We start from the raw sequence: 6,803 nt of genomic DNA on the forward strand, positions 1-6,803 counted from the left end.
GGCCGAGCGCCGCGGCGAGCCCGATCTCGGCCGGCCCCAGCAGGCGCCCCGCCTGCAGCGCCAGGCTGCCGCGCGCCACATCCTCGCCCGCCGGGCGCGCATTGGCGCCGCGCTTGAGGCCGGGCGGGACCAGCAGGAAGCGGCCTTCGTGCCGCGCATCCTCCTGCATCACGCAGGTGTCGGTGCCCGGCGGCATGGGCGCGCCGGTGAAGACGCGCACGGCCTCGCGATCCCCCGCCGGGCGGCCCGGCATGTGGCCGGCGGGGACACGGCCGGCTTCGACGAAGGCGGTCGGCGCGCCTTCGGCGAGGTCCGCGTGGCGGAAGGCCCAGCCATCGACCGCGGCGTTGAAGAAGGGCGGCAGGTCGATCGGCGCGGCGAGGTCCCGGGCCAGCACGCGGCCGCGCGCGCGCATCAGCGGCACGACCTCCTCGCCTGTCGGCGGGGGGACGCGCGCGGCGATCAGCGCCTGCGCCTCCTCCACCGACATCAGCGCGCCGCCGAAGGCGAAGCAGTCGTCGGAGAGCTGCGCCATCAAACCTCCTGCCGCACGGCCCAGTCGATCGCCTCGATCGGCGCGGCGTGTGCGAGCACGAGCGCGGCCACGCCCTCGACGTCATCGAGATGCACGCGCGGCAGGTCGTAGGGCGCCGGCACGTCGGAGGCGACAGCGACGATCCCCGGCATCTCCGGCCGCATCCAGGGCTTCGCGTTGGCGGCACGATGCACCTCCACCTTCGGATGGGCGTCGCGCTTGAAGCCTTCCACGATCACGAGGTCGACCGGGTCCATGCGGGCGAGCAGGTCCCGCAGCGTCGGCTCCCGAGCCGTACGCAGTTCGGTCATCAGCGCCCAGCGCGTGCCGGAGGCGACCATCACCTGCGCCGCGCCGGCGCGGCGATGCTCGAAGGAATCCTTCCCCGGCGTATCGACGTCGAAGCGGTGATGCGCGTGCTTGAGCGTGGAGACGGCAAGCCCGCGCCCGATCAGCGCCGGCAGCAGCTTCACCATCAGGGTGGTCTTGCCCGCCCCGCTCCAGCCGGCGAGGCCGATGATCCGAGTCATGGCGTTCGTCCCCCGAAAGGCAGCGGGCGCACGGCCTTCGCCATGCGCCCGCGGAACGTCGGCAGGTGGGCGCGCCTGTCAGTCCGCGCCGGCCGCCCGGGCGGAGGCCGGCGGCTCAGCGCCGCGGCCCTTCGCCATTTCCTTCTCGACCCACAGGTTGTGGTGCTGCTTCGCCCAGTTCAGGTCCACCTGGCCGGTCGTCATGGCGTCGGAGGCGCCCTCCATGCCAATCGAGCCGATGTAGATGTGGGCCAGCATCACCGCGATCATCAGCACCGAGACGATGCTGTGGATGATGTGGCTGAGCTGCATCCCCGCGATGTCGGTGAACATGAAGGGGAAGACGAGCATGTAGCCGGTCACCGCCACCGTGGCGCCGCCGAGCGTGGTGATCCAGAAGATGCCCTTCTGGCCGCCGTTGAAGCGCTCGCTGTCCGGGTGCCCGTGGCCGACCAGCCCGCCGCCCGCCGCGAACCACTTGATGTCGCGGCCGTTCGGGATGTTGTCCTTCACCCACAGCAGCAGCATCAGCACGATGCCGAGGGTGAAGGGGAAGGCCAGGAAGTTGTGGGCGTACTTGCCCCACTGGCTGATCGCCGTGAAGGCCTCGGGCCCCACGATCGGCAGCAGCACGTGGCGGCCGAAGGTGAGGTTCAGGCCCGAGATCGCCAGGATGATGAAGGTCGAGGCGACCATCCAGTGATTGGCGCGCTCAAGCCCGTTGAAGCGCTGGATGGTGCGGCCGGCGAGGCCGCCCTCCACCGGGATGCGGCCCTTGGACATGCGGAACACCACGAGGATGGCGAGCATGCCGAGCACGGCGATGCCGCCGACCCAGGCGAGCGTCACGTTGTGGAAGTCGCGCCAGGACCGGCCCTGCGGCTGGATCAGGCTGGCCGCCTGCTGGTCCGGGATGGTGATGCGGCCGGCGACGCGGCCGCCCTGCAGCGCCTTCAGCACCTCGAGCTCGTCCGCCACCGGCGGCATCATCGGGGTGGGGGAGGTCGGCGTGCCGCTGACCTGCGGCGCGGTCTGCGCCTGGCCGGCCATCGGCGCGGCCAGGATCAGGGCGAGGGCGAGGATGAGCGCGCGCATCAGATCGCCACCGTCTCGCGATAGGCGGTGCGCCAGCCCCAGGCGCCAGAGCCGTAGCCGCGCTTCTGCACGCGCTCGCGGTAGATCTGCGCGATCACCTGCCCGTCGCCGGCCAGCAGCGCCTTGGTCGAGCACATCTCCGCGCAGAGCGGCAGCTTGCCTTCCGCGATGCGGTTCGAGCCGTACTGGATGTACTCCGCCTGCGTGTTGTCGGCCTGCGGGCCGCCGGCGCAGTAGGTGCACTTGTCCATCTTGCCGCGGCTGCCGAAGTTGCCGACGCGCGGATACTGCGGCGCGCCGAAGGGGCAGGCGTAGAAGCAGTAGCCGCAGCCGATGCACAGGTCCTTGTCGTGCAGCACGATGGCGTCGGCCGTCGTGTAGAAGCAGGACACCGGGCACACCGCCGCGCAGGGCGCGTCGGTGCAGTGCATGCAGGCCATGGAGATCGAGCGCTCGCCCGGCTTGCCGTCGTTGATCGTAACGACGCGCCGGCGGTTGATGCCCCAGGGCACCTCGTGCTCGTTCTTGCAGGCGGTGACGCAGGCGTTGCACTCGATGCAGCGCTCGGCGTCGAGGAGGAACTTCATGCGGGCCATGTGCGTCGCGCCTCCTTATGCCGCGCGGATCTGGCAGAGGGTGACCTTCGTTTCCTGCATGAAGGTCACGGGATCGTAGCCATAGGTGGTGACGGCGTTCACCGACTCGCCGAGCACGATCGGGTCCGTACCCTGCGGGTACTTCGATCGCTGGTCCTCCTGCATGAACCATCCGGCGAAGTGGAAGGGCATCCAGGCGACGCCCGGGCCCACGCGTTCCGTCACCAGCGCCTTCATGCGCACGGCCTTGCCCTGCGGCATCTCGGGACCGTTGACGAGCACCCAGGCGCCGTCGCGGATGTTCCGCGCCGCGGCGTCGCGCGGGTTGATCTCGACGAACATGTCCTGCTGCAGTTCGGCGAGCCACTTGTTGGACCGCGTCTCCTCGCCGCCGCCCTCGTATTCGACCAGGCGGCCGGAGGAGAGGATGATCGGGAAGTTCGGCGCGAGGTCCTTCGCACGGTTCTGCACGGACTGCCCCAGATGCGGCAGGCGGAAGCCGCGCCGGTCGGGCAGCGTCGGGTACTGCGCGATCAGGTCGGTGCGCGGCGTGTAGATCGGCTCGCGGTGCACCGGCACGGGGTCGGGCAGGTTCCAGGCATTCGCCCGCGCCTTGGCGTTGCCGTAGGCCATCACGCCGTGTTCCATGGTCACGCGGATGATGCCCATGGACAGGTCGGTGGCCCAGGAGGCCGTGCCGCCCTGCCGCGCGATCGAGGCCTTCTCCGCCTCCGTCAGCTCCGCATCCCAGCCGAGGCGCGCCATTACCGCGGTGGTGAATTCCGGATAGCCGTCCGTCAGCTCGGAGCCCTTCGAGTAGGACCCTTCCGCCAGCAGCGACACGCCGTTGCGCTCCACGCCGAAGCGGGCGCGGAAGGTGCCGCCGCCTTCCTTGACGTGCAGGTTGGTGTTGTAGAGCACATGGGTGCCCGGGTGGCGCATCTCCGGCGTGCCCCAGCAGGGCCAGGGCAGGCCGTAGAAGTCGCCCCGGATCTCCGCCGGCGCGTCATCCTTGGCGCGCAGCGTCACCAGGTCGAACTTGTCCTGGTGCTGCATGTGCAGCTTCAGGCGCTCGGGCGACTGGCCCGTGTACCCGGTGCTGATGGCGCCGCGGTTGATCTCGCGCAGGATGCTTTCCGCCACCGGGGCGTTGTCCCGGATCTCATAGGGGCGGAACATCTCCTCGCGCATGCGGAAGGGCATGTTGCGCCGCGCCGCCGCCGCGTCGATCGCGCCAGCCAGGCGGTACATCGCCTCGTAGTCCGTCTTGCTCTCGAAGATCGGCTTCACGACCTGCGAGCACCACTGGACCGAGCGGTTCGACGCGGTGCGGCTGCCGTCGCATTCGAACTGCGTGCAGATCGGCAGGAGGTAGGTGTTCTCCCGCCGGTTCGCGAGCACCGCGAAGGTGGTCGGGTGCGGGTCCGCAACCACCAGCAGGTCGAGCTTCTCGAGCCCCCGCACCGCCTCGGGCATGCGGGTGACGGTGTTGCCGCCATGGCCGAAGACCATCATCGCCTTGAAGTTGTCGCGCTGGGCGAGGCCCGTCTGCGCGTTCACCGGCATCGTGACGGCGTCGAAGTAGCGCGTCGTGGGGATGCCCGGCATCTCCATCATCTGGCGGCTGTCGAACCGGGCCACCATACTCTCGTAGGAGACGCCCCAGACCCGCGACCAGTGGTTCCACGCATTCGCGTCCAGGCCGTAATAGGCCGGCAGCGTCGTGACATCGAGGCCGAAGTCCGTGGCGCCCTGAACGTTGCAGTGGCCGCGGAAGATGTTCGCGCCCGTGCCGTCCTTGCCGACGTTGCCGGTGGCCAGCAGCAGGATCGAGTACGCACGCACATTGGCCGTGCCGACGGTCTTCTGCGTGGCGCCCATGCACCAGATCAGCGTCGCCGGCTTCTGCGTCGCGAACAGCTCCGCGACCTTGCGCAGCTGCGCGCCCGGCACGCCGGTCACGCGCTCGACCTCGGCCGGGGTCCACTTCGCGACCTCGGCGCGGACATCGTCCATGCCGTAGACGCGCTGGCGGATGAACTCCTTGTCCTCCCAGTTGTTCTGGAAGATGTGCCAGAGCATGCCCCAGATGATCGGGATGTCGGTGCCCGGCCGGATGCGCACGTATTCGGTCGCGTGCGCCGCGGTGCGCGTGAAGCGCGGGTCGATGACGATCAGGTTGGCGCGATTCGCCTCCTTGCCGCTCAGCACGTGCTGCAGCGACACGGGGTGCGCCTCCGCCGGGTTCCCGCCCATGATGATCATGGTCTTGGAATTGCGGATGTCGTTGTACGAATTGGTCTGCGCGCCGTAGCCCCAGGTGTTCGCCACGCCCGCGACCGTCGTCGAGTGGCAGATGCGCGCCTGGTGGTCGACGTTGTTGGTGCCCCAGAAGGCCGCGAACTTGCGGAACAGGTAGGCGCCCTCGTTCGAGAACTTCGCGCTGCCGAGCCAGAACACCGAATCAGGCCCCGAGGCCTGGCGCACCGCCATCAGCTTGTCGCCGATCTCGGTGACCGCCGCGTCCCAGGTCATCCGGGTCCATTGCCCGTTCACCAGCTTCATCGGGTACTTGATGCGCCGGTCGCCGTGCACCAGCTCGCGCACCGCCGCGCCCTTGGCGCAATGCGTCCCGCGGTTGATCGGCGATTCCCAGGCCGGTTCCTGCCCGACCCAGACGCCGTTCTGGACTTCCGCGGTGACCGTGCAGCCGACCGAGCAATGCGTGCAGATGTTCTTGACGCGCGTGACGGGCTGCTGGTGGTTCATCGGGCCCGCCTGCGCGGGCCGCACCGTGGTCAGCGGGATGGCGCCGAGACCGGCCAGGCCCACGCCCGTGATGCCCGCCTGCTTGAGGAAGGCGCGGCGGTCGAGCCCGCCGGAGGACAGGCCCTGATAGGCCGCGGCGAGGCGCTGCTTCCCGGCGCGCGCTTCGGAACGCTTGATCAGCATGGGGCTTCGCTCCCTTCTTTTCTCTCAGCCGCCGTAGCGGTTGGTGCGGTAGAAGGCCTGCACATGCGCGCTGTTTTCCTGGTAGCGCGCCTTGAGCCGGTCGGCCTCGTTCTCCTTGCGGGCCGTGCCCGCGGGCACCGCGTCTGCCCGCAGCGGTCCGGCGGCTTCCGCCACCCCCGCCGCCGCGGCGGCCGCGCCGCCCAATCCCAGCGCCTTCAGGAAACCACGGCGTTCGGCCATGTTCTTCGTCCCTTCGTTCATCCTCAACCGTCCCCGTCGGGGATCAGGCCGGCAGCCCCTGGGCCGCCTGCTCGATCTCCACCGCCACACGCCCGAGACGACCGACGGCGCGATAGAAGCGCCCCGCCTCGGCTTTCTCGAGATCCGCGAAGAACCTGCCGGCCCAGGGCTGGAGGTGCTTCTCGAAGAACTGCTCGGCCGCCTCGGGCCCGCCTTCGAAGCTGCCCGAGAGCAGCCCGGCATAGACCTCGCATTCGGTGCCGATGTGATCCTCCGGCTCCGCCACGCCTTCGGCGCGCTCGAGCCCGAGCCGGGCGAGGTCGCCGCGCAGCTCGGCCAGCGGCCGTTCGTGCAGGAAGCCGGTCAGGTAGTAGGAGGCGAAGGGCAGCAGCTCGCCGCGCCCGAGACCGATGAAAAGGTCGTGGTATTCGCGATCGACCGAGACCACCTCGGCCGCGGCGGCGGCCTTCGCCATGCCCGCATAGGCCTCGCCGAGCGGCGTGCGATCGCCCCGCAGGCCCGCCAGCGCGTTGAGCAGGGAGACATCGGGGGCGGCCACGAGCAGCCGCCCCAGCAGCGCGAAAAGCCGCGCCCGCTCATGGGTCAGCCGGTCCCCCACCATCTCGACGGTGCCCGTTCCGGACATGCCGTGAGTCACTCCCCGTAGCGAATACCCGAGCTGATTACTCCGGAACCCCTGCCGCGAACAAGTCACTGATACGCAATGGATTGTTGCGATCGATTCTCAAATGGGCAGGGCCGAACCGTGCCGGCGCGGCGACGTGGCGGCCTCCGCCGCCGGCGCCTCCGGCTCGGCGGGCGGGGCAACCGCGGCCAGCGCGGGCGGCGGGGGGG

At 70.0% G+C, this 6,803-nt stretch carries 7 protein-coding genes; all 7 read right to left on the reverse strand.

What is annotated here, in order from left to right; all coding sequences use genetic code 11:
- On the reverse strand, positions 1 to 535 hold a 535-nt coding region (locus tag HW577_RS17725), incomplete at its 3' end, for a MoeA family protein (RefSeq protein WP_474100247.1).
- A complete protein-coding gene (gene mobB / locus HW577_RS17730) occupies positions 535 to 1,065 on the reverse strand; it encodes a molybdopterin-guanine dinucleotide biosynthesis protein B (protein ID WP_198377474.1) in 531 nt (176 codons plus the stop codon). The genes HW577_RS17725 and mobB, both read right to left, overlap by 1 nt.
- Positions 1,066 to 1,143: 78 nt before the next feature.
- The gene (locus HW577_RS17735; RefSeq protein WP_198377475.1) at positions 1,144 to 2,160 is read right to left on the reverse strand and encodes a formate dehydrogenase subunit gamma; all 1,017 of its coding nucleotides are present in this window, start codon (positions 2,158 to 2,160) and stop codon (positions 1,144 to 1,146) included.
- Positions 2,160 to 2,756, reverse strand: coding sequence for a formate dehydrogenase FDH3 subunit beta (fdh3B, locus tag HW577_RS17740; protein WP_198377476.1), 597 nt, complete (start codon positions 2,754 to 2,756; stop codon positions 2,160 to 2,162). The genes HW577_RS17735 and fdh3B overlap by 1 nt, the downstream gene beginning before the upstream one ends.
- Before the next feature lie 15 nt (positions 2,757 to 2,771).
- Positions 2,772 to 5,708 (reverse strand): formate dehydrogenase subunit alpha, encoded by a 2,937-nt coding sequence (locus tag HW577_RS17745; protein ID WP_198377477.1) that lies wholly within the window; start codon positions 5,706 to 5,708, stop codon positions 2,772 to 2,774.
- Between the two features lie 24 nt (positions 5,709 to 5,732).
- The gene (locus HW577_RS17750; protein WP_198377478.1) at positions 5,733 to 5,969 is read right to left on the reverse strand and encodes a twin-arginine translocation signal domain-containing protein; all 237 of its coding nucleotides are present in this window, start codon (positions 5,967 to 5,969) and stop codon (positions 5,733 to 5,735) included.
- Between the two features lie 22 nt (positions 5,970 to 5,991).
- Positions 5,992 to 6,594, reverse strand: coding sequence for a TorD/DmsD family molecular chaperone (locus HW577_RS17755; protein WP_198377479.1), 603 nt, complete (start codon positions 6,592 to 6,594; stop codon positions 5,992 to 5,994).
- Positions 6,595 to 6,803: the final 209 nt, after the last annotated feature.

The sequence above is a fragment of the Neoroseomonas rubea genome, assembly GCF_016106015.1.
Classification (GTDB): domain Bacteria; phylum Pseudomonadota; class Alphaproteobacteria; order Acetobacterales; family Acetobacteraceae; genus Neoroseomonas; species Neoroseomonas rubea.

Excerpts from the sequence above, each read along its gene's own strand:
- mobB (WP_198377474.1), bottom strand. The coding sequence starts at position 1,065 with ATGACTCGGATCATCGGCCTCGCCGGCTGGAGCGGGGCGGGCAAGACC.
- HW577_RS17735 (WP_198377475.1), bottom strand. The coding sequence starts at position 2,160 with ATGCGCGCGCTCATCCTCGCCCTCGCCCTGATCCTGGCCGCGCCGATG.
- fdh3B (WP_198377476.1), bottom strand. The coding sequence starts at position 2,756 with ATGGCCCGCATGAAGTTCCTCCTCGACGCCGAGCGCTGCATCGAGTGC.
- HW577_RS17745 (WP_198377477.1), bottom strand. The coding sequence starts at position 5,708 with ATGCTGATCAAGCGTTCCGAAGCGCGCGCCGGGAAGCAGCGCCTCGCC.
- HW577_RS17750 (WP_198377478.1), bottom strand. The coding sequence starts at position 5,969 with ATGAACGAAGGGACGAAGAACATGGCCGAACGCCGTGGTTTCCTGAAG.
- HW577_RS17755 (WP_198377479.1), bottom strand. The coding sequence starts at position 6,594 with ATGTCCGGAACGGGCACCGTCGAGATGGTGGGGGACCGGCTGACCCAT.